This window comes from Mesotoga infera (assembly GCF_900157305.1).
Classification (GTDB): domain Bacteria; phylum Thermotogota; class Thermotogae; order Petrotogales; family Kosmotogaceae; genus Mesotoga; species Mesotoga infera.
Window position 1 is genome coordinate 2,578,491 of sequence record NZ_LS974202.1, and the last position, 21,073, is coordinate 2,599,563.

Below are 21,073 nucleotides of genomic sequence, written 5' to 3' on the forward strand. Positions count from 1 at the left end.
ATGAGCGAATACTTCGAAAACAAAGTTGCGGTTGTAACCGGCGCAGCCTCGGGTATCGGCCTGGGCCTGACGGAGCATCTTCTCTCCAGAGGCGCCATGGCCGTGTTTATGAGCGACATCAAGATGGAGAACCTCGATAAGGAAGCCAAAAGACTGGAGTCGAACTTCCCCGGAAAGGTCTTTCCGGTGCTTTCCGATGTGACGAAGTTGGAACAAATCGAAGCGTGCATAAACAAGGCCAGGGATTTCGACGGCCATCTCGACTTCCTTTTCAACAACGCTGGTATCGGTATGACTCTGCCCACCGAGCAGGTCAACTTCGATATCTGGAAATATGTCATCGATATCAATCTGATGGGTGTTATCTACGGCACTTACACGGCTATTCCGATCATGAGAAAACAGGGTTCGGGCCATATAGTAAACACCGCTTCTATCGCAGGTCTGGTTCCCGTGCCATACCAGGCATTGTACGCCGCTACCAAGAGCGCCGTGAAGGTGATGAGTGAATCGCTGCAGTACGAACTCGAAACGGAGGGCCTTCAGTTCAGCGTGGTCTGTCCCGGCAACGTCCGTACGGCTATATTTGGCAACCTTACACCTCCACCCGATTCGATAAGCGTCGATGAGGCTGTTCAATACATTCTCGACGAGATGGAGAAAAAGTCTCTTTTGATAGTACTGCCCCAGGCAGCTAGAGATATCGACATTGCCTACAGAACAAACAGGGAAAAATTCGATGAATTCGCCCGCCAGCTGGGCGCCGAAAGACGTGAAAACTACCGAACGAAGGGAACCTATTATTGATATGAGCAAATCCCTGTTGTTTAACAAGGCCGATCTCCAGCTGGAGGTAGTTATCCTGATAATCGCGGGATTGATCGTGTCGATAACGGGCATTTTGCTTTTTCCCGTTGCCACAGGATCACTTCCTTATTACGAAAACGGCCTGTACGGTTTGCTTCTGGTGATGTTTGCACTCCAGATAGTTTCGCTGGGGAAGACTCCCTTCGGCGATATGAAGCGCACATGGCTGCTTATTGCCGCCGGTGTCATCGTCGCCGCCGTGGGAATAGTGACCTGTTTCGTTCCAGATATCTTCAACGAAACACCACGACTGCTCCTCATGCTTTTTTTCGGCCCGGGAGGTTTTTTACTGTTCATGCAAATGATCCTTTCCAGGGACAGACTGATGAACTGGTTGAAATACGGTGGGATCTTTCGTCATTTAATTGCCGGTTGCTCACTGGTCTATCTTCTGTCGATGGTAATAGCTTTGCTTCTGTTGAACCGGAACTTGCTCACAACTCAGGTAACCGCGGCGGTCGTGCTGACCTACGGAGTGTCCATAATCTATCTGGCCCTCGTTCTGCGCAAAATCTATCTGGCTTACCCCCAGGCCGAGAAAAGAGGCGGGGAAAGCGTCGATCTTCCTATGGACAGGGCGATTATTTTGCTTATCGGCGTTTTCATGGTACTGCTGGGTCTGTTACTCATTCCCGTAAACCTCCGTATGTTGCCCTTTTCAGGAAGCGCCCAGCTTGGATTGCTTATGGTCTTCTTTTCGGTTCAGATGCTGGCCTCCGGTAGCACGCCGATAGGTCCCTTCCCCCGCACCTGGCTCATGGTTCTCTTCGGACTCCTGTTCGCATCATTGGGAACCGTCTCGTGCGTGATCCCCGAAATCCTCGTTTTCCCTTTGACAGTCCTTATAGGTATTCTAAACATCCTTGGAGGGCTGCTCAACCTGGGAAAGTTTGTTTTTCAGAGCCTGAAAGGCAGAGGAAAGCCTCGGGCTTCGCTACCTCCGATCGTACACAGACTTGTGCTAACACAGCTTGTTCTGAGCCTTCTTTCGATAGTGTTCGGGACTTCGATGTTGATTTCATCTCTCCTTCCAGGCCTCGTTATAGGAATAGTATTGACGGCCAACGGAGTGGTGCTTCTGTATCTGCTGTACATTCTCTCGGTCATCGACAGGATGAGCAAAACTATGGAAAACACCAGATAGCTTCATTTCCAGTCGAACCACCGTATTGTATATATTTAACCGTAAAAAAGCATACCGCCTTAGCGGTATGCTTTTTTTTGTGTTCCATATTATCTGGTTGATGAATCGGCCGAGCCGGAGAACTCCTCGAACCACGCTTCCTCGGACGTCGTGTAGCCCGGCTGCAGTGCAGTGATAACCACGTTGTCAATGTCGGCCCAGTCGCAAACCTCGTTCGAAAAAGTCAAGAATGATAGATTGGTCACACTGAAGGTGCCGGTGATATTCTCCGTCCTTCTCAAAACATCGTTGACATAGACCCGGAAGTAATTCTGACCGGCGTTAAGGTCGAAATAGATATAAATGTCGTACCAGGTGTTCGCCGTCACATTCATGATCTTGGTAAATAGACCTGTGCTTTCGTTCCAGGAATACAGGCCGTAACCGCTTCCCATATCGCCCAAAAGTATGTATGGAAGCCAGCTTACGTTGTCTCTAAACCCGATACTGCCATTGGCGGCGGCCCTGAGATAGAACTGGACAGAGCCCTTCTTCAAAGCCGAAATATCTCGTGATATCTTCGAATTGCCTGCACTATTAGGGTCTACGAACGTGAGTCCTTTCGAGTTGCCGTAGCCGAAACTGGCGGAAATATACGAGTATCCCGGATCGACTTTTGAGTATGTAGCCCAGGGAAGAGTCGCAGCGCTCAAATTTCCCAGCGGACGCGATTCGAAGTTGTCGTTGACTATCGTGTAGGGCTTTGTAGTAAAAGCCCATACGGGGCCGGTCGTGGTGTTGACGCCGTCCTTGGCCACTATCTTCCAGTAGTAAGTTGTGTTACTCAGTAACCCGGTCTTGTTGTAAGTGGTCGAAGTCAGGTTTGAAGCAAAGAGCGGCGGGTTTGAAATAATTCCGAAATAAAGATCGTACGTTACCGCATCGCCGTCGGGATCTCCGCCGGTCCACGAAAGCGTGAGGTTGGGATAATTCTGGTTGGTTGCGTTGTTCGCCGGCGATGGATTGGATGGAGTGTTTGGTGCCCCTTTGACAGTGATCGTGAAACTCGTGCTTACCTGCCCTTTTCCGTCAGAGGCGCTTATGGTAATTGTGACCACACCTATCGGCGCACTGACCGTCCAGCTGTAAGTACTTCCCGATATCGTTCCCGGTCCGCTTAATAAAGTGAAGACAAGTGGATCGCCGTCGGGATCGGAACAGTAAGTCAAAAGATTTATGTTTACCACCTGCCCGATATTTCTAACTATGTTGGGGATCAAAGTCCATACCGGCAGTTTGTTCAGAAAGGGGCATCCAGTAAGCATTATCAAAAGCGGAATTACCAGTAGAACCAGATATCTTCTCTTCATACCAACACCTCCTCTCGAATGTGTTAAGCGAGTAATTCCAATATTCTCTCCTTGTGTCTTCCTTTTATATGATAGATTCTAAACCCAAACTATCAATACTGACGTTCTTTTTTAGAGTGTTCATTCCACCCGACCAAAAACTATTCGGACCCGGCGCTTATGAAATCTGAGAAGGATAAAATATGAAAAGATAATGATTCGCAGGGTCGATCATCTAAACGGGCTACCAGTCCACAATGGCCTCAAAGAGATCTGTGTTGCCGGGTACGATTCCCATCAAAGTCCCGTGGAAGGCGTAAGCGCTCGAAATGGCGACGACCTTGCCCCCGTTGACACTGGACGCCGCGACGATAGGTATCGGATCGGAAACCTGTGGAATCGGAGCCTGTCCTTCAAGCGATGAAACATACGTCAGGAAAACGGCAGAGTCCTCTGCATAGACAACAGCGGTGGCATTTCCTCCCACTGTGAGCTTCGTAGTGAAGGTCATCGCGATTTTGCTCGATAAAGATGAAGCAATAGGATGGGTACCAAAGTTATCGGACGCTATCACTAACTTGTTGCCGCCGATGTTGTTTACAGTATCCGTTACCAGCCCCCACACGAAGCCTATACAGGTGTTCAGCCCGTCTGAAAGGGCATCGAGGAAGAAAGTGCTTGCCGGCGGTACTTCGACGAGCATATCGATTATTATTTTGCCTTTCTAGCTTAGCTGACTATTGAGAGCGGCTATCTCGGTAGGTGTGTAGGCCTGGAGGGGTATCGACAGAATCACAATTGCGTAGTTCTGAGGAGTGAATCCTACTTCAGATGCGTACGCCACTTCGTAGCCCTTCGAATAGAGGATAGTCACTATGCCTTCGAATTAACCGGCAAGCTCGTTTGTAGCATATTCTTCGATTGAACTGATGGAAATATTGTTGTGGACGTCGTCTATCAGCACTATTTTCGGAAGCGGTTTATCTCTGGGAAAGCAGCCTGAGATTGTCAACAGCATTACTGTACATACTACAACTACCAGTAATCGTTTCATTTTTTCACCTCCTATCGAGATCATAGCAGGAGAAGGGAAGAGAGATTAAATACGGATCGAAGTATAGAAAATTAAGCCGGTCAAACAACAACTTGTTTGTAGGCGAAAGAATTGCAAAATTCGCACGGAAAATAGTCTAAACGACAAGTAATGTTTATTTTGGAAGATGATTAGATATATACCCGGATTTCATTATCTAATAGACACAACATAGAATTAAAATGCATGATCAGAAACACAACGAAGCCACTTAGTACAGAACCTAACTCTCACTGCTTGAATACTAATGAAGAGCTTTCGCAGGTCCTTTGCATCGAGTATAGCCGAGAGAAGATCAAAACCGCTCTTTGATGTAATGAACTGTCGCGGGGCAGCCTTCGCATCTAGTTCTGTAAAGAGGACACTCTGGGCAGTAGCTCTTGCAGGGCGATATTTCGAGCGTCGGTGATGTCTCGCCCCGGGAGAATTCGCTCTCACCGGTTAGTTTTTCAGGAAACAGGAGCTCGATTGATTCCAGTCCTACCGTGCCGGCCGGGTCTTTTTCCGCCGCTTCCAGCCACCAGAGGTGATTTTCTGGCAATCTGAAATGGGACCACACATATCCTCCACAGGTAGAGCAGGTTACAGTGTAAGGGCAGCTCCGGAAGACCTCCGCGATGTTGACCGACTCTCCGCCCTTTCCATACAAAATCACATCGATGTTTCCCATTTAATTACCTCCAGAGATATATATTTTTGTATAGAGCTATTATCGCATCTTTCAACCAAAAAATAACGGCGGGAAAACCCGCCGCCAGGTAGTCAGTTATCTGATACTTATTTCGAGAGAATCTCCATGGCCCTTTCAAAATCCAGCACCGACCAGCTGTAATCGCCGCCGAGTTTTTCGAGCTGTCTGTAGAAGGCCCTTAGGTGATTCTCCGAGCCCGCGAGAAGGTTTCTGTATACTCTTTCGGTTCTCGCGTCGAGTTTGCCTTCGAGAAGTTCTTCAAGATCCTTTATATCTGTCTCTTCTACCAGCAGGCCGACTTTCACGGCCCCCAGGAGAGATTCGCTTCCCATCTCGACGAGATAGTCGTACAGAGCCTGCAACTCCTCGTTTTTGAAAACGCCGATTTCGTTTTCGCCTGCCGGATCTTCGTAACCGAACCCTTCGATCAGCGAGAGAACTGCGCCGGTGTGCCTGGCTTCGGCCTGGGCTATGTTCTTAAATACTTTAAGTCCCCATATTTCATACAGAACGTTATATACATCTTGCGCCAGTTTTTCTTCTTCTCTCATATATGCTATCCCAGCTTCTTCACTCATAGTGGAACTCGCAGTCGCTGTTGCTATAAATACAATCAGTACCAGAAATACGTTCATTGCTCTTTTCATTTTTGCCCCCTCCTTTGTATGCTTTCATACAGATGTTAGTCCCTCAATCTTAGAGGTTGCTGAGAAGAGCCTTAAAATTTCATGAGAAAGACCGGCCATGCTGGGCCGGTCTTCGCGAGTATGTAGAGTTTACAGGTCCTTAGATATTTTGAACCCGTAGAAAGCCAGAGCCGGTAGATGACTCATCGCATCGATGATCGAAAGATAGCCGGGATTGGCGCCGTACTGGTTGTGGACTACCCCATGAACACCGGGCTCTCTTGAAAGACGGAGGAGTATCATATTGTCCTCGATCGAATAGTCTTCTATTTCGATCTCTCCAGATTCGTCGAAAATGGAGAGTGGAAGGTCTCCGGGTTTTAGGTCGAAGGCGTACAGTCTGGAACTGACGTTGTCGAAGATAAGACGAAGTTCTCTCCCTCCAGTCGCCAGGGCAGCGGCTATATCTGGCGCGTCGGCCTGGAGATCTCTTGAGAACAGGTGTTTGAGAACGCTTTTGGCGAGTCGCTCCCCGAGCATCACGTTGCCGTAAGAGCTGTTGTGGATATTGTCCGAAAGTGGCAGATCTATCGCCGGTACTACGAAGATTCCCGGAAGTTCCTTTGCTGCACATCTCTGGGCCTCCCTTACTCTCGACCAGCCTTCGTCGCCCATTCCCCAGGGTCCGGGATCGGCCACGAAACGGTTGAGCTGCACAGTGAAGAAGGGCAGGTTCGGAGTTGCTAGGTCCCGCCTGAGAGATTTAACGAAATTGGCGAATCTTTCGCCATAAGTTTGACTTAGAGTAATTGTGGTATCGGAGCAACCCTGATACCAGAGCACACCCCTGAGTCTTCCGCAGCTTTTAACGATTTCCAGAAGGTTTCCGTATAGTTCTCCGCTCTCAGCCGGGTTCCATTGACCGAGACTCGAGCCTCCCAGCGAGGCCTGGATCAGGCCAATTGGACTGTTCAACTCTCTTTTCAGGTATTTGGCAAAGCTCAGATAAGGCGAATGGCCGGGGTTGATCATCTCCGCGTTGATCGGATGGATCGATCCGGTAGAGTCGTTTAGAGGATGAGTTGCCAGGTCCCACTTCCCGTTGTTTCTAAGCACATGGACTCCGAGCTCGGGCGGATCGAAAATCGGGTCCTTACCGTAACCGGCCGAGTTGCTTTGACCTGTTATGACGAAGAGTTCGCCCACGCCGATATGGTGTACCATGTCTCCCCTGAAGGCATATTCTATGCCAAGACCGTCGGGTTTCAAAGAGGTCTCTATCCTGTAGAGTCCACCGACAGGAAGCTCGAGCGATATCTCCCATCTTTGGCCCTCATGTATCGTGGCCGGAAGCCATGGCAGCACGGTATCGGAGCTTTCCTCGCGCACCACCCTGACGAAGACTATCTGTCTATCCGGTATCTCGCCGGAGGGGAGATACCTTCCCGCGAGCCCGACCTTCGCACTCCCGTTTTCCTGCTGGATTATCTGCCAGTCACAAGGACCGCTGTCGATATAACAACCCGGTTTCATACATTCCCCCCTCTCATGTATCTCTCGACAAAGTATAACGCCAACCCTGAGAGGGTGCATCTCTCAGGATCTGTAGCCTTCAAAACCCCGGGAAGTCCAGCAATTCCCGGCACTTTCAAGGCTTTTTCAAGTTCCTCTTTTAGTGAGGGTGCTATGAAATCGAAAGCGCCGGAGATCTCCCCCCCGATTACTACGAGGTCGGGTTGAAAGAGCTCGACAAAAGGAACGAGTGCCTTTCCTAGAAGGCTTCCAGTTTCGCAAAAGAGTTCTATGCAGAGAGGATCGTTTTTCAAGGCCAGTTCGAAAAGATCCTTCACATCCAGATTGCCCGTGGAAGAGTTCGAAAATTCTCTATATCTTGCAAGTATTCCCCTCCGGGAGATCCTGTCGTCGAGTATGCCCTTCCCGCAGGGGAGGAACCCTATCCAGCCGTAGGGAGGCACTCCCCTTTCATTCTCTATTATCCTGCCATCCTCAACGAAAGCCGAACCCAGCCCCGTTCCTATCGTCAGTCCTATTACTTTCTTAGCTCCGCGCGCGGCGCCTTCAAGACATTGGCCCCGGGTGAAAGCCCAAGAGTCTGCATCAAAGAACACTGGAATCCTGTTGGCGAGGACTTCGTCACGGAAGAAGCTCTTAATATCGATCCCGTAGAGCGCTTCGTACTTTCCCACACCTTTGATGAGGCAGATTCCCCTTTCGTAATCGAAAGGCCCTGGAAAGGCAAGAACGAGACCGGATGGTTGGGAGCCCATTTCGTCGGCTTTTGCGAGAAGATCTATCACGATTTTGGAAAACACATTCAGGATGGTGCTTCTGGAGCCCCTGGAATCAATGGGAGTGTAGTCTATATTCGAAAGAAGACGCCCCTCGAAGTCGCAAAGGACCGATTTCACGGTCGTTCCCCCAATGTCGAGAGCGATTATCACACCGAGATTCATTTCAGGCGTGCCTTCACTATTACACACCTTTCCCCACCCCCGGCCTCGATCGTGTAACGAATTGCACTGGCTGGAACTATAACTGTCTCGGAATAGCCGAGCCTCAACTCCTTACCGCCCGAGATAATCTTCACGCTCTCTCCACCAACGAGCGTGAGTATGTGAAAGCGGCCACCGGTTTCGAAGGTGACACCCGTCTCAAGTTCGAGTCTGTAAACCTCATGGAAAAAGCTTCTGTCGGTCGCAATCAGGTATTCGGCCCAGCCTTCTCCGCAGGCTTTCAGCGATGGCTTCGGTTTCAATTGTCTTTCCACCCGTTTTCCGCGTCTGTACGTTCTGATTACCTTGAAGGCGTGATCGATGTGGATAGGTCTCATAACGCCGTTCAAGTCCGGTCTGAGATGGTCGTAAATCTTGAAGGTGTATCTGTAAGTTGTCGCGCTGATCTCCAAAACCACCAGCCCTTCTCTGGAGCCGTGAACCGTGCCTGGGGGGATCATGAGGATATCGTGTCTGGCTACCGGGATGCTGTGAACGTATTGAGTATAATCGAAGGCGATGCCTTCTCTTTCGGCCTTAACGGCCGCAGCTCTGAATTGGTCGATGCTGGCGTTATCTCTCAGACCGAGGTTAACACGCCTATCGCTCTTGCAATCGACGATGTAGTACATCTCTCCCTGGTGGTACCTCTCGTTGAAATTGAGTTTTATGTAGCCGGTCGGCGGATGGACCTGAATCGAGAGATCTCCACCGTCCATTGTGTCCAGATAATCGAATCTTATCGGGAACTCTCCACCGAAAAGATCTCTGCTCACCTCGCCCATCACATTCTCGTGTGCGAGATCGAAGAAGAGGTTCCAGGGCAGTTCCAGCGTAGTTTCGTGGTTCTTGACCAGAAGCGACATCTCGGGAGCGATCACCTCGTAGCTCCAGGCGCAGTTAGGCCATTCTTCGGGAAGATGTCGCACTCTTTTCAACCACTGTCCTCCCCAGGGTCCCGGTTCGTAAATCGGTTTCAACCTGAAGGGCTTGGAGGAGATTTCACGCGCGATTTCTCTCAGATCTTCTACACCGAGTAAAACCGGAGTGTCTTCCATACCGGCATCGACATAGAAGTCGAGAGAGTCGAGGAGCCTTCTCCTGTGTTTTTCCGAAACTGGAAAGTCTATGTAGTACAGTCTTTTAGGACCGATGCTCTGGGTTCCAAAAGCCGGCCCGGTCATTTTATAACGCCTTAAAGCCTCTTCCCTGGTTAGGTCGAAGTAAACGGTCAGATCGTACTCACCACGCATGGCCACCTGTGCACAACCCCAGCCTACAACGAGTATCGCGTCCAACCGCTTCGATTCTCTCTCCCGTCCGATGTCGGCCTTGAGGACTGCGATACTCTCACTCGAGAAAAGCGTCGCAATGTCGCGCCTGAAGACTTTGCCAAAAACAGCGTCCTCACCCAGATAACTGGCAAGAAGGCTTTCGATCTTTTCGTCGCTTCTTCTGCATTTATCGAAGTCGTAGATCTTTACCGCGAGAAGATTTCGGCCGGCAAACTCCTCGATACTTTCCATTAGTCTCTTCCAGTCGTTTCCTGTGAAACCGTCGATCGCGATAACGAAAGTCCCCTCCGGCCTCTTTCTCCGCCTCGCGAACAGAAACTCCAATATTCTCTCCATACCTTTCACGGCAAAAATGTTCGCCGCCATGGAGATGTTGATCGCACCGGAAAAATCGATGGAAGAACTCAAATGTCTCACTCCCTCCGAATATCTCCGCTTCTTTTGAGCAGTCTGACGAATCTGACCAGTTCATGGGGCTTCAAAATAAAGAGCCGCCCGCTCTCGCCTCCGGACAAAACATACTTCATGGCCCGAACCAGCTTGGTGAGATCCAGCCCCTTCGATGCTTCGCCGAAATAGCAGGGCGTCATTCCCCAGAAGGGTGAATCCAGACCTATTATGGCCCAAACACCTGATGGAACGTTATCGAAACTTCTTTCCCATTTTTTCACATCACTCATGGGCTCGAAACTCCAGTGAACCGTCTGCTGGTTCAACACCAAAAAGTCACCATCATCGTACAGTACGCGGGGCCACTCTCCCTCCTCCCTATAACTCACAGCATATTCGAAGCCAGCCTCTTTCAAGACGGTGAAGTCGGGCTCGGCACTTCTGTGCCTGTACTCCGGGCAGGCGTCCTGGAAAGAATAGTGGCCAACCGGTACGTTCGCCTCACCACAGTGCTTTGATATGATCTGCCTGGCTTTCAGCAGGGAATCAATGTAAACCTTACGCGGAAGGTAGCCTTTGGCCTCGGTGGCCACACCCAAACCGGCGCTGCTGAGAAGGATTTCACCCGAAGGAAAGATACCTCCCCTATCGCGTGGAATAAAGAACTGTTCGAGCGTCTCACCTGCGAAGTCCCACCAGTTCGCCGGGAAGGCTATTCCATCTCTTATCCCCTCGATAGAGTGTAGATCTAGATACCGGGGAAGTACAGGTAGATGACCAAGATCGGCCGCGTAGTTTATGAAGACGAAGGGTATGCCTCCCTCTTCTAGTTTCTTCTGGAGGTATTCGTCGGAAACCTCCTCCTTCCAGGGTGCCTTCGCCTTTTTTAGCCAGAGAGATGGTAGTTTTACTTTATCCTTCACGGTCAGACCAACTTCGACATCGTGCGCCAGAACAAGAATCACCCCTCTCTTCGAGAGAGCCGATATCACACCATCGTCGTAAATCTGGCTTCCCCATACAATATTGTTCCCCGTCTTTTCTACCAGCTCCGAAATGACTGGAACGCTATCTCTCAGAGTCTTGAGGGCAGCAATCGGTAGTGTATCCTCTCTCAGGTATCTGGCCATCCAGCGTAGGGTGATCGGGTCGTTTCCCAGAGCCACACCCCGCCCTTTCCCGGCCCAGCGTCGGGATATTCTGCCAGTCAGATCTAGCAGTGTCTCTCCATCTTTCAGCTCCTCTATCGTATCTGTTTCAAAACCCATACGGTCGAATTTCTCGGCCGCTTCATCGCCACAGCAGGCGAGGAAGAGCCGTTTCACCCCAAGCCCGCGAAGTTTTTCGAACTGCCTCTCTCCGGCTTCGAGGTGAATCGCGAGCGCTTCGCGATAGAGTATTTCCGGGTACAGGAAGCTGTCTATTCTTGAGCGGCCCGGTATCTTGAACGAGCCGAGATCTACGGCCTCCAGAGGAAGATCCCTCTCGCGAGAGGGATAGACGACGGCCTCGGCCGGCAGAGGTTCATCGAAGCTATCGAAAAGCTCGACATACAGTTCCAATAGTTCGTCAGAAGAGCGCACGAGAGACTGACAATTCCTAGCTTTGAAGAACCTCTCGAAGGGTATTTCTTCGCCCTCACCCATGGAGACGAAAAGTATCCTTTCGTAGAAATTGCTCAAAAAATAAAGCTGCTCCTCATGTCTGTTTCCGGCGAAAGGAAGGAAGTCGCCGATCCCGGCGAGACTGGGCCTTACCGAGAAGTAACCGTCGAAATCTATCTCTCTCTTCCTGCATAACCAGGCGATGACCGGAAGGGGCGCGACCCTGGCCGGGCAGCTTTCATGGCTGTAATAGAGGACGAGCTGAGGGATTTTCATGCACACCTCCTTAAAACGCTCATTACAAGCATTTGCAAATAATGATGAATTTTAGAAGACTAGAAATAATTAATACGTCTATACTATACAACAGAAGAGATTTATAAGATATATAAACTAGAGCAAGAAAAAATGCAAGCGTTTGCATTTATAACCAATAATCGCATTTCATTTGCCGTGAAGCACCGAAAGTGGAGATTACCGGGTTCGAATAAGAAACTTCCGAAATGATAGAGTTTGTCAGGCAACACGGGCACCGAACGTATTCCGGGGAGGGATTTAAGGTGAAAAGACCATTACTGATTCTTTTTTTGATCACGTTGATGGTAGCCGTTGCCCTAGGGGCAGCTACGAAGGTGAAGTTCTGGCACATGTATCTTTCCGGTCCATCTAAGGAGATCATGGACGAAATCATCGCACAGTTCAACGAAACACACAAAGGGTCGATCGAGGTCGAGGATCTGGCAATATCCTTCTGGGACTACTGGGACAAAATCAGGGTCGCGATGGCTGCGAAACAGGAGCCGGATGTCTTCTTGCACGATCTGGGCAACGTGGGCATGAGGGCCTCGACGGGTATTCTGTTAGATCTGAAGCCCTATCTGGTGGCAGCAGGTTTCGAACCTGATGAAATCTTTTTCGAAGGACCTCTGGAGATGTGTTCCTATCGCGGCGGCATCTATGCTCTTCCGCTCGAGACGGACGTAAGGCTTCTCTTCTACAACAAAGGGCTTTTCAGGCAGGCGGGTCTCGATCCAGACAAACCGCCAACAAGCTGGGAAGAACTGCTCTCCTTTGCCGAGAAGCTCAATGTTCTCGACAAGAACGGTGAATACGAAATCGTCGGTTTCAACCCGCTTTACGGTCAGTCTTACTTCTGGATGTACGTCTGGGGTAAGGGTGAGGATTTCATCACAGAAGACGGAAAAGTCGTCGTCAACAGCCCGGGTATAGTGCAAGCCCTTCAGGAGTGGGTCGCATTGATCAACAAACTGGGGCTCGAAAAGCTTCTGGCTTTCGGTGCCAACTTTGGCTGGGGCGCGGCCGATGCCTTCATCGCAGGCAAGGTAGGAATGGGAATCCAGGTCGGCAATTTCATAACCGATCTTGCGACCTACGCGCCGGACCTTGATTATGGAATCGTCCAGATACCTTACCCTGTTCAGAACGCGACATGGTCCAATGGCTTCTCCCTCGAGCTCTCATCAAGATCCAGGAACAAGATCGAAGCCGTCGAGTTCGCCCTTTACCTGTTGAGCGACGAGGTGCAACTGAAGCTCGCCCATGGGCTCTCTTCACTCATAGGCAACAAGAAAGCCGCGTACAAATCAGATCTTCTCGAAGACTCCCGGTGGAAGATGCAGATCGATGCTCTCGAGTTCACGAAATTCAGACCCTTCGTTCTCGAAGCACCACTCTGGTACGAAACTTTGCAGGTCGCCACCGAGGAGGCCATCTATGGCAAAAAGACTCCCGAACAGGCTCTCAACGACGCACAGAAACTCATAGAAGCAGAGATTCAAAAATACAAAATGACTCACTGAGAGTGATCACGGGTAGCGGGACACGGCATTTCCGAAGTCCCGCTACCCTTCATTTTTCTGAAGGGAGAGCCTGAAAGATGGGAAAAAAGCGAAGCAAGTACTTCAGAAGAAAAAATCTGGCCGGCTACCTCTTCGCAGCGCCCTGGCTGATTGGGCTGTCGGTCTTCGTTCTAGCTCCAATACTGGCGACACTCTTTCTAAGTTTCACGAGTTACGATATGATCAACGCTCCACGCTGGATAGGATTGACCAACTACAAAATACTTTTCACGCTCGATCCCGGCTTCTGGAAGGCCCTGGGCAACACTTTCTACTACATGTTCGGCTCGGTCTTTCTAAAGGTCTTCGCCGGCCTCGTCTTCGCCCTGCTTCTGAGCAGCGCTCTCAAGGGAATGAGGATATTCAGGACTATATACTTCCTGCCGGTAGTCCTTCCCTCTATCCCTGTTATGTTTCTCTGGATGATGATGTTCAATCCCAGGAGTGGCCTAATAAATCAGTTGCTGGGACTGGTGGGGATAAAGGGTCCTCTCTGGCTGAACTCGCCCCAGTGGTCCAAACCGGCGATGATCCTCATGAGCCTCTGGGGGATAGGCGGAATAATAGTCATCTTTCTGGCCGGTCTTCAGGATGTTCCCGAGTATCTCTACGAAGCGGCCGAACTCGATGGGGCTAACAAGCTCCAGATGTTCTGGCGTATCACCGTTCCAATGATAATGCCCGTGATCTTCTTCAACGTGGTAACCGGTCTCATAGCGGCCTCTCAGGTTTTCGCGGAATCTTACATAATGACGGCCGGTGGTCCTCTTGAATCGACTACCTTCGTCAATCTGAAGATCTACCTGCTCGCCTTCAAGGATGTGAGGATGGGTTATGCCTCGGCGATGTCCTGGGTGATGTTTATGATACTCGTACCGATGACTATCCTTCTTTTCAGGATCTCAAGAAGATGGATGGACTACTGACGGGAGGTGACCCATGAAAAGCCTCAACAGAATGAAATCAATAAGGAGTATCACTATATACGGGATTCTTGGTTTTTTCAGCGTGGTCTATCTGATACCTCTCTTCTGGATGGTATCGACTTCGCTCAAGCCTGACCCACAGATCATGTCTATACCGATGCGGTGGCTGCCAGACCCTCCCCAGTGGAGCAACTACGCCAAGGCGGTCAACAGTTTTCCTTTCTTGAGGTACTTCCTCAACACGCTTTTTCTGACGGTGATGAATGTTCTGGGTAACACTCTCACGGCTTCTCTGGTGGCTTACAGCTTTTCCAAATTGCAGTGGAGGGGCAGAAACCTCATCTTCTACCTGACAATAGCCACCATGTTCATTCCAGGACAGGTACTCATAATACCGGTCTATATACTCTTTACGCAGTTAGGATGGGTTAATAGTTACCTGCCTCTGATCGTGCCAGCTTTCTGCGGGGGCGGTGCCTTCAATATCTTCTTGCTGAGGCAGTTCTTCATCTCCATTCCTGACGAGTTGATGGAATCGGCCAGAATTGACGGCGCATCGGAACTGAGGATCTTCACCAAGATAATCCTGCCGCTCTCCAAACCGGCGCTTTTCACTGTGGCGCTCTTCACGGTCGTTTTCACATGGAACGATTTCTTCGGGCCGCTGATCTATCTCCACGATCCTTCGATGTGGACTCTGGCGATAGGATTGCGTGGTTTCCAGCAGCAGTATTCGACCAACTGGAACCTTTTGATGGCCGCCTCGACTCTCACGGCCCTACCGTTGATAATCCTTTATTTCACGGCTCAGGACAAGATGATGCGCGGCTTCACTTTGAGGGCAGGAATAAGATGAGAAACGGGGGAATCGAAGCATGAAAAGAATCGTGGCAACTTTGGCCGTCCTGTTGCTGGTGGTAGTGTCTGTGGCAAAGATCGAGAAAGTTCACCTCATACCCTTCAGTCACCAGGATATAGGGTTCACCGGAACGCAGCTCGAAGTCGAAAGTTATTACGTTCAGATGTACAACGATCTCCCCGACTTTATGGAGAGTTTCCCCGATTTCAGGTTCACGGTGGAGACCTTCTGGCAATTTGAATGCTGGTTAAAATCCTCTCCCGAACCAGATCTAATCGAGTTGTACAGGAACTACGCTCGGGAGGGAAGAATAGAGTTTGGGGCGGCTTATGGCTCGATGCACACAGGTTTTGCGAACGACTATGTGCTCTCGAAGGCTTTAGAGAGCTCCATGAATTTCGCCCGTGAAAGCGGGTTTCCCCTCACGGTCTGCCTAATGAACGATGTTCCAGGTTATACGGCCGATCTGCCGGACATACTTGCCGGAAGTGGGATAGGTTACTTCATGAGCGGAATTAACGACGCCTACCCACCGGCACTGGCCCTGGAAGAAAGCCACAACCTTTTTTACTGGGAGGGCCCGCTTGGGAAGCGAGTTCTTTGTTGGGTAAGCAAAGACAGCTACGCCGAGGGATACTTTCTCAAAAGCCCCTCGTTGCTGCGCAACTATATTAATAACCTAGAGATATCAGGCTATCCGTACTCGGATGTGGCTGTGATGGTCGCCTTCGATAACGCGGGATATTTCCCCGGAGCGGTCGCGTATCTGGAACTCTACCGGGGATGGGACGACAACACGGGAGTCGAGCTGGTCGTCTCGACACCCTACCAATTCATGAGAACGATGGAAGAGAAGTACGGTCGGGATCTGAAAGTTTACAGGGGCGACTGGTCGGGCTGGTGGGAAATCGTTAAAAGCGGCGGACCCTATTCGGCGGGTGCGATCAGACGCGTCCAGAGGTTCGCCAGGGAACTCGATGGAGATCTTGAGAGAGTCGATCCAGAATTGAAAAGCAGTATGGATCTTGATCTGGTGCTGTACGGCGAGCACACTTCGACTGTAACGGCTGGCTGGCCTGGCAAACTTACCCTTGCGGAGAACATCACCTCGAATGCGAGTGTCGTGGGCTTCGCAACCGATGCTTACTCTACACTCGAAAGACTTCTGAAGAAGATGAGGGACACGGAATCTCCCCATGAACTCTTCCTTGTCTCTCTGAGAGATGGCCAGTACCACGTAGAGATACCGGCGCAGGTACGCGAAGGCGAGTCGCTGCTACTGGAGATCGGGGGCGAGGTCTTCGCCGGACACGCCTTCTCTCGAGAATACAGGGATCTGTGGAATGTCCACACCCAGGGGTACTACTTCCTGCTACCGCTTAAGAAAGGACTCAACTCGGCCACTCTGAAAGGTTATATGACGGAAACGGAAATGAAAACTGACTTTGACAAACTTACACGGCTCGACTGGAGAGAGACCGGAAACGGATCGATAAATGTGACCGTCCATCGTGACGGCGGCAGCGATTTACATCTCGACCTGTGTCTGGAATCTTATTTGACCGGAAGCCCCGAAGAATTTTCACAGATAGATGCTAGGATCTCATCGTACGAGAGGTCTTTCGACGGTTTGAAGGAAGTCGTTACTCTGGACTACGACGATCGGCCGCTTTCGCAGATAATTCTGACCGCCGTTTCGCACGGTGGCCTGGAGATAACTCTCGTGGTCGACAGAACTGGTCTGCCAAAAGTACCGTACAGGGATCATTCGATAAACTATGTTCTTTCGCTGGGCCTTGACGGTATCACCGGTCTGGAGTACATGGGAGCGAGATCCTTCCTTAAAATAGAGAGCGAGCTGGCTGGGGCGAGGCCGCCCTTCATACCCTTCGACAGCTTTGTGATACTCGATAGATCCGGAGAGAAAACCGTTCTTGCCAGCCGCCAGAGCTTTTCCTTCAATCTAGATGGAAGATTGAGGTTCCAGCTCCTGAGGCATTACACCTACAGCGCCACATCGGACTGCGGGATAGTGCCGCTGGGAGAAAACGAGCCTGGTGCCCCAGATTTATTGACCTTTTCGTTCTACATAGATACACTCGAGAACGGTGGATTCGACAGGGCCGTTGCCTTTGTCGATACCCCATTCGTACTCCCAGCTGCGAACGACGAAGAAAGGTGATTGCTATGAGTATCGGTCTGAAGGAGATCGCAGAACTAGTTGGAGTATCGGTTTCCACGGTTTCCAGGGCTTTGAGGGATGATCCGAGAGTCAACAGAAAGACTAAAGAGAGGATCGTCTCCATAGCCAAAAATATGAACTATCTGCCCAACCAGGCCGCCAAGAGTCTGGTAACGAAGAAAACGATGACGATAGGTCTGGTCCTACCGAACCTGAGGTCTTTCATGCACGATATATTCGACGGACTCGAGAGTGTTTGCTCGCCGGCCGGCTACAACATCCTGCTCGGCGTCTCCGACAACGACCCAGCTAAGGAGATGCGTGAGCTCAAGCTACTTCTGGAAAAACGCGTGGACGGTCTGATCCTCTTCTACGTGGGAGGAATCTTCAACCAGGCATCCATAAGGTTTCTCAGCAGTATAAGCGTTCCGATAGTCCTCCTGGACAGGTACATACCCCGTTCCCGTTTCGATTTCGTGGTGAGTGACAACCGCAACGGCTCAAAAATGCTCGTTGAACACCTCGTTTCGAAGGGGAAGGATAAGATCGCTTTCATCTCACAGAAAGAGGATGCGTCGGCCATAAAGGAGAGGATGGACGGTTTTGTCGATGGAGTACTCGAGTGCGGGATAAGTCTGCATCCGAAGTACATGGTCTGCGGGGAACTGTTGAGAATGGAAAACGGCTACGAAAGCACAAAAAAACTGATGGCGCTTGACGATCCGCCACAGGCAATAGTCGCAAGCACCGGAGACATAACGCTGGGCGTTGTCAAATACCTTCTGGAGAATCCGGAGCTGGAGAGTAAAATCACGGTCTGCGGATTCGACGACTTCGATTTTCTCTCCTTCCTGAAGATTCCAGTGACAACCGTGGCTCAGAAGACCAGAGAAATGGGCCGGCAGGCGGCGACGATTCTCCTTGAAAGGTTGAACGGAGACCGGGGCGAACAGAGAAGGATCTTCCTTGAGACTGTACTCGTCGAGCGATAGGATTTGTGAGGCGATTCCATGAGAGTAGTTTCGATGGGAGGAGACTTTAAATTAGAGATACTCTTCACCGATCTGTTGAGGAGGGCCGGCAATGCGCCGAGGCTGGTGGTGGTGCGTAACCTTTCCGGAAAAGCCTGCGAAATCTCTCTTTCACAGGCCGATACAAGGTGTGAAGCAACCGTCGCCCCGGGCCAATCGACATGGCTGTTCTCTGTCGAAAGAGGCCCCGTGAAAATCGTCGTTTTGTCTGATCGAAAGATGTTGGAAAAATGCCTGGAGCTTGAGCCACCGAGGACTGTGGAGTTCGATCTCATTATGTTCTCGCACGTTGATCTGGGCTACACTGCCTCTATAAGTGAAGTAGAGAAGCTCCAGGCCGTCTATACAGCTAAGGCTCTGGAGTATCACCGCAACAGTCTGGCCTTCCCGGAAGAGTCCCGGTTCAGGTGGAATATAGAGACCACATGGGCACTGTCGTGCTTCGAGAAGGTTCATGGTCCCGACCAGACGCAGAAAGTCCACGACCTGTTGAAAGTGGGCGAGTTCGGCATAGGCGCTCTCTTCCTTCACCATTACGCCGACAGAGCGGAATTCGAAGAACTCTTCCACTCTCTGAGAAAGGTAAGATCTCTGAAGGCGGCGGGTATATCTATCAAGAGCGCCTTTCTAAGCGACGTGCCGGGAATGAGCACCGGTCTTCTCGAACTGCTCGCCGAAAGCGGTGTAGAAAATCTCTTCATGTCGATAAACAACTTCGTGGCACCCTTCAAAGAGTATACGAACCTGCGATCACCCTTCTGGTGGAAACTCCCTGGAGGAAAGAGAATACTAACATGGTTCACGGATGATCCAAAATGGGCATATATAGAAGGTTACAGGTTCTTCGGATCGGATTTAAAGACGCTCGAAGGCGAAATTCTGGAAAAACTAGTCGCGATGGATGGCAGGGGATACGGACTGCCCGTCTTTGCCATTCCAATGGCGATCGACAACAGGGAACCGGTCTTCATCCCGGTCGAACTGATAAAAGAGTGGAACCTGATCTGGCGAAATCCCCGCATTACAACGGCTACCATCGACGGCTTTTTCGAAAGGCTGAGATCCTTCGCTTCAAATCTTCCGGAAATAGAGGGTGAATTCAACGGCTGGTGGACTTCGAATGTTCTGGCCTATCCACGTGAGAACTCTCTCTCTTCGATCACTTTCTCCATGCTACACGAGGCTGCTCTGCTGAACCACGTTTCGGGTGGCGGTCATGAGGAGGAAATCAAGGAAGGTTTCGAGCTGCTGAGCGGGTTCAACGAGCATTCAGGTGGTGGCGGTCTTTATCTGTCTAAAGACCCGGAAGCGATCCTGGAGGCGGTCTCCCAGGGTTTCGGCTGGATCTTCCGGGCCAGCCGCCTGTCAGGTAGAATACTCGTTGAACTTCGAGAAAGCCTGTTCGGCTCCGGCAGATACATCACAGTATTAAACCCGACCGGTGTAGCCAGAAACGATTTCTGTGTCATGGACTGCGATGATCCAGATCTTGGTTTGAAGGCGTCCGATGGCACCTATGTTCCTTCGCTCTTTTACAGCGGTAAGCTTTACTTCTACCCGGGGAGACTGGAAGCCTTCGAACACCGGAGCTTTCTGCCTGGTAAAGTTGTGAGAGGCGCCAGAGAGACATCCCATTCGAAAGGCGGTCTCGATATCACGACCTGCGACTACGAGCTCTCCTTCAACGACAGGGGTGAACTGTGTTCGGTCGTGGTCAGAGAAAGCGACCGGGAACTTCTCTCTCCTCCTCTGACTGCCGGAAGGTTGAAGATCGTCCGTCTGCCCGTAAACCCTGTCGATAACCTGTCCGACGCCATCAACCACGACGAGCTTTACACAGGAAGGACGCCCCCGGGTAGCGAGGAGGATTATCTGCCTCTGGAATGTGGTCACAGGGTCTTTGAATCTGCCTGGGGTACGATAGTAGAGTTCGAACCGCTCGATCTCTACTGCAGACCCTTCAGAAAGACGTATCTCCTGCCGGCGAAGTCCGGGGAGATAATTCTAGCCGTCAGATTCAACTATGTATATGGCGTCGGTCCGTCGGACTTTCTCTTCCTCGAAGTACCTCTCGGAATGGAGCGGCCGAAGATAAGCTACCGCACCTCCGGAAGAATTGCGAGGCTCGAAGACCTAATAAGCGGCAGTGGTACGGATACTTTGACGGTCCTGGGAGCTTTGAGAATAGAAAGCCCGAATGATCGCGATTGCTCGCTCAACATCGGCCTGGAAGGCATCAACCTTGTAGATTTCGAATCTCCCTCGCCACTGCAGTTCAGACCGATCCATCAGGCCAGCGGCAGGCTTTTCTTCAGGCTCTTCAGCGGAAATCTTCAAAATCGTTTTGCCAGCCCCTTCCTAAACGGTGAACCTATGGAATTCGCGGTAAGACTGTCGATCAAATCGTCAGGGCTATGCCGATACTCTGCCGCGATCAGACACCCCCTCTCGGTCTTCAGGAGCGACCTCAGAAAGGAACCGTTACTGGCAGGCTTGAGGGCGAGCGAGAACGTCGAATTGTTTTTCGGGCGCGACAATTCGACGAAGACAGCTCTCTTCGCCAAGGAAATTGCGGGAGAGACGGGTTATCTCTACACAGGCGAGGGGATCAGATATACTCTGGAACCTTACAGTTTCATACGAGTTAGAGGAGCGGAGGGATGAA

The 21,073-nt window shown here is 50.8% G+C and carries 17 protein-coding genes; 8 read left to right on the top strand and 9 right to left on the bottom strand.

Features of this window, described 5'->3' with window-relative positions:
• Together MESINF_RS11740 and MESINF_RS11745 are read left to right on the top strand one after the other, a co-directional pair.
• Complete coding sequence (locus MESINF_RS11740; protein ID WP_169700065.1) at positions 1-807, top strand: SDR family NAD(P)-dependent oxidoreductase; 807 nt, start codon at positions 1-3, stop codon at positions 805-807.
• A 1-nt stretch (position 808) separates the two neighbouring features.
• Positions 809-2,011: a hypothetical protein gene (locus MESINF_RS11745; RefSeq protein ID WP_169700067.1), complete on the top strand. Its 1,203-nt coding sequence runs from the start codon at positions 809-811 to the stop codon at positions 2,009-2,011.
• A gap of 89 nt (positions 2,012-2,100) precedes the next feature.
• Here the strand turns inward: MESINF_RS11745 and MESINF_RS13580 are convergent, their stop codons facing one another.
• From MESINF_RS13580 to MESINF_RS11785, 9 genes are all read right to left on the bottom strand, one after another.
• Positions 2,101-3,360, bottom strand: coding sequence for an Ig-like domain-containing protein (locus tag MESINF_RS13580; protein ID WP_197712676.1), 1,260 nt, complete (start codon positions 3,358-3,360; stop codon positions 2,101-2,103).
• 223 nt (positions 3,361-3,583) lie between these two features.
• Positions 3,584-4,042 carry a hypothetical protein gene (locus MESINF_RS13710; RefSeq protein WP_231936756.1) on the bottom strand — a complete coding sequence of 153 codons (459 nt, stop codon included), beginning with the start codon at positions 4,040-4,042 and terminating at the stop codon, positions 3,584-3,586.
• Between the two features lie 183 nt (positions 4,043-4,225).
• Positions 4,226-4,393, bottom strand: a complete 168-nt coding sequence (locus MESINF_RS13715; protein WP_231936757.1) for a hypothetical protein — start codon at positions 4,391-4,393, stop codon at positions 4,226-4,228.
• Between the two features lie 334 nt (positions 4,394-4,727).
• Entirely contained in the window at positions 4,728-5,102 is a 375-nt protein-coding gene (locus MESINF_RS11760) for a hypothetical protein (protein WP_169700069.1), read from the bottom strand.
• Between the two features lie 107 nt (positions 5,103-5,209).
• On the bottom strand, positions 5,210-5,770 hold the full coding sequence (locus MESINF_RS11765; protein ID WP_169700071.1) for a DUF2202 domain-containing protein: 561 nt from the start codon (positions 5,768-5,770) through the stop codon (positions 5,210-5,212).
• Positions 5,771-5,899: 129 nt separating this feature from the next.
• Complete coding sequence (locus MESINF_RS11770; protein ID WP_169700073.1) at positions 5,900-7,282, bottom strand: sialate O-acetylesterase; 1,383 nt, start codon at positions 7,280-7,282, stop codon at positions 5,900-5,902.
• Positions 7,279-8,250 carry an ROK family protein gene (locus tag MESINF_RS11775; RefSeq protein WP_169700075.1) on the bottom strand — a complete coding sequence of 324 codons (972 nt, stop codon included), beginning with the start codon at positions 8,248-8,250 and terminating at the stop codon, positions 7,279-7,281. The genes MESINF_RS11770 and MESINF_RS11775 overlap by 4 nt, the downstream gene beginning before the upstream one ends.
• Positions 8,220-9,965 carry a class I mannose-6-phosphate isomerase gene (locus tag MESINF_RS11780; RefSeq protein WP_169700076.1) on the bottom strand — a complete coding sequence of 582 codons (1,746 nt, stop codon included), beginning with the start codon at positions 9,963-9,965 and terminating at the stop codon, positions 8,220-8,222. The genes MESINF_RS11775 and MESINF_RS11780 overlap by 31 nt, the downstream gene beginning before the upstream one ends.
• 5 nt (positions 9,966-9,970) lie before the next feature.
• Positions 9,971-11,827, bottom strand: a complete 1,857-nt coding sequence (locus MESINF_RS11785) for a hypothetical protein (RefSeq protein ID WP_169700078.1) — start codon at positions 11,825-11,827, stop codon at positions 9,971-9,973.
• A 284-nt stretch (positions 11,828-12,111) separates the two neighbouring features.
• Here MESINF_RS11785 and MESINF_RS11790 point away from each other — a divergent pair, with 284 nt between their 5' ends.
• From MESINF_RS11790 to MESINF_RS11815, 6 genes are all read left to right on the top strand, one after another.
• Complete coding sequence (locus MESINF_RS11790; protein ID WP_169700080.1) at positions 12,112-13,371, top strand: ABC transporter substrate-binding protein; 1,260 nt, start codon at positions 12,112-12,114, stop codon at positions 13,369-13,371.
• Positions 13,372-13,448: 77 nt separating this feature from the next.
• The gene (locus MESINF_RS11795; protein WP_169700082.1) at positions 13,449-14,336 is read left to right on the top strand and encodes a carbohydrate ABC transporter permease; all 888 of its coding nucleotides are present in this window, start codon (positions 13,449-13,451) and stop codon (positions 14,334-14,336) included.
• 13 nt (positions 14,337-14,349) lie between these two features.
• On the top strand, positions 14,350-15,192 hold the full coding sequence (locus MESINF_RS11800; RefSeq protein WP_197712677.1) for a carbohydrate ABC transporter permease: 843 nt from the start codon (positions 14,350-14,352) through the stop codon (positions 15,190-15,192).
• Between the two features lie 19 nt (positions 15,193-15,211).
• Positions 15,212-17,377: a glycoside hydrolase family 38 N-terminal domain-containing protein gene (locus tag MESINF_RS11805; protein ID WP_169700085.1), complete on the top strand. Its 2,166-nt coding sequence runs from the start codon at positions 15,212-15,214 to the stop codon at positions 17,375-17,377.
• A 5-nt stretch (positions 17,378-17,382) separates the two neighbouring features.
• Positions 17,383-18,369 (top strand): LacI family DNA-binding transcriptional regulator, encoded by a 987-nt coding sequence (locus tag MESINF_RS11810; RefSeq protein WP_169700087.1) that lies wholly within the window; start codon positions 17,383-17,385, stop codon positions 18,367-18,369.
• Between the two features lie 18 nt (positions 18,370-18,387).
• Positions 18,388-21,072 carry a glycoside hydrolase family 38 N-terminal domain-containing protein gene (locus MESINF_RS11815; RefSeq protein WP_169700089.1) on the top strand — a complete coding sequence of 895 codons (2,685 nt, stop codon included), beginning with the start codon at positions 18,388-18,390 and terminating at the stop codon, positions 21,070-21,072.
• Position 21,073: the final 1 nt, after the last annotated feature.

What these genes read in the sequence shown, in the direction of transcription:
- MESINF_RS11740 (WP_169700065.1), top strand. Translation starts at nt 1, where the DNA reads ATGAGCGAATACTTCGAAAACAAAGTTGCGGTTGTAACCGGCGCAGCC.
- MESINF_RS11745 (WP_169700067.1), top strand. Translation starts at nt 809, where the DNA reads ATGAGCAAATCCCTGTTGTTTAACAAGGCCGATCTCCAGCTGGAGGTA.
- MESINF_RS13580 (WP_197712676.1), bottom strand. Translation starts at nt 3,360, where the DNA reads ATGAAGAGAAGATATCTGGTTCTACTGGTAATTCCGCTTTTGATAATG.
- MESINF_RS13710 (WP_231936756.1), bottom strand. Translation starts at nt 4,042, where the DNA reads ATGCTCGTCGAAGTACCGCCGGCAAGCACTTTCTTCCTCGATGCCCTT.
- MESINF_RS13715 (WP_231936757.1), bottom strand. Translation starts at nt 4,393, where the DNA reads ATGAAACGATTACTGGTAGTTGTAGTATGTACAGTAATGCTGTTGACA.
- MESINF_RS11760 (WP_169700069.1), bottom strand. Translation starts at nt 5,102, where the DNA reads ATGGGAAACATCGATGTGATTTTGTATGGAAAGGGCGGAGAGTCGGTC.
- MESINF_RS11765 (WP_169700071.1), bottom strand. Translation starts at nt 5,770, where the DNA reads ATGAAAAGAGCAATGAACGTATTTCTGGTACTGATTGTATTTATAGCA.
- MESINF_RS11770 (WP_169700073.1), bottom strand. Translation starts at nt 7,282, where the DNA reads ATGAAACCGGGTTGTTATATCGACAGCGGTCCTTGTGACTGGCAGATA.
- MESINF_RS11785 (WP_169700078.1), bottom strand. Translation starts at nt 11,827, where the DNA reads ATGAAAATCCCTCAGCTCGTCCTCTATTACAGCCATGAAAGCTGCCCG.
- MESINF_RS11795 (WP_169700082.1), top strand. Translation starts at nt 13,449, where the DNA reads ATGGGAAAAAAGCGAAGCAAGTACTTCAGAAGAAAAAATCTGGCCGGC.
- MESINF_RS11800 (WP_197712677.1), top strand. Translation starts at nt 14,350, where the DNA reads ATGAAAAGCCTCAACAGAATGAAATCAATAAGGAGTATCACTATATAC.
- MESINF_RS11805 (WP_169700085.1), top strand. Translation starts at nt 15,212, where the DNA reads ATGAAAAGAATCGTGGCAACTTTGGCCGTCCTGTTGCTGGTGGTAGTG.
- MESINF_RS11810 (WP_169700087.1), top strand. Translation starts at nt 17,383, where the DNA reads ATGAGTATCGGTCTGAAGGAGATCGCAGAACTAGTTGGAGTATCGGTT.
- MESINF_RS11815 (WP_169700089.1), top strand. Translation starts at nt 18,388, where the DNA reads ATGAGAGTAGTTTCGATGGGAGGAGACTTTAAATTAGAGATACTCTTC.